Origin of the sequence: Inquilinus limosus MP06 (assembly GCF_000767795.1) — a bacterium.
GTDB classification, from domain to species: Bacteria; Pseudomonadota; Alphaproteobacteria; order DSM-16000; family Inquilinaceae; genus Inquilinus; species Inquilinus limosus_E.
In genome coordinates, this window is sequence record NZ_JANX01001134.1 from 1 (window position 1) to 598 (window position 598).

The window sequence follows — 598 nt, forward strand, 5'->3', positions numbered from 1 at the left end:
CAGCGCCTCCAGCTCCTGCCGGATCAGCCCGGCCAAGGCGGGCGCGGCGCCGCCGTCGAGACCGCCACCGACGACGGCGACCGGTCCAGGATCGCCGGCAGGATGAAGTCGCACAGCGCCGGCCGGTCGACGACGTTCAGCGGCACGCCCGCTGCGCGGGCGAGGGCGGCGCTGCGGGCGTTGGCGTCGGGGTCGCCCGAGGCGTCGATCACCAGGCAGGCCCCGGCGAGATGATCGGCGGTCAGCGGCCCCGGCAGGATCTCGGCCGCCGTCTCGGCAAAGTCGGAATCGGCGCCGACCAGCCGGATCGCGGCGCCCGCCCGTCGCAGCAGCTCGAATTTCGGCGCCGTGGCATCGCCGCCGCCGACCAGCACGCAGACCCGGGCGCGCACGGTCAGGAAGACGGGGAGATGAGGCAGGGGGGCTTGGTCCTGCGCAGCCGGATGGGCCGATGGCCGACTTCTTTTGAGTCCCCCCTCCCCTTGCGGGAGGGGGGTAGGGGGAGGGGGTTCGTGCCGATTGAGCCGGCCATGTCCGGCAACGTGCCGATCCTCATTGGGGTGGGGCTGGTCCGCATTCGCGCGCGGACGCGCGCAGA

At 74.1% G+C, this 598-nt stretch carries 1 protein-coding gene; it reads right to left on the reverse strand.

The features are described 5' to 3' along the window. Positions 1–23: 23 nt before the first annotated feature. On the reverse strand, positions 24–419 hold the full coding sequence (locus tag P409_RS39885; protein WP_081992333.1) for an NAD(P)-dependent oxidoreductase: 396 nt from the start codon (positions 417–419) through the stop codon (positions 24–26). Positions 420–598: the final 179 nt, after the last annotated feature.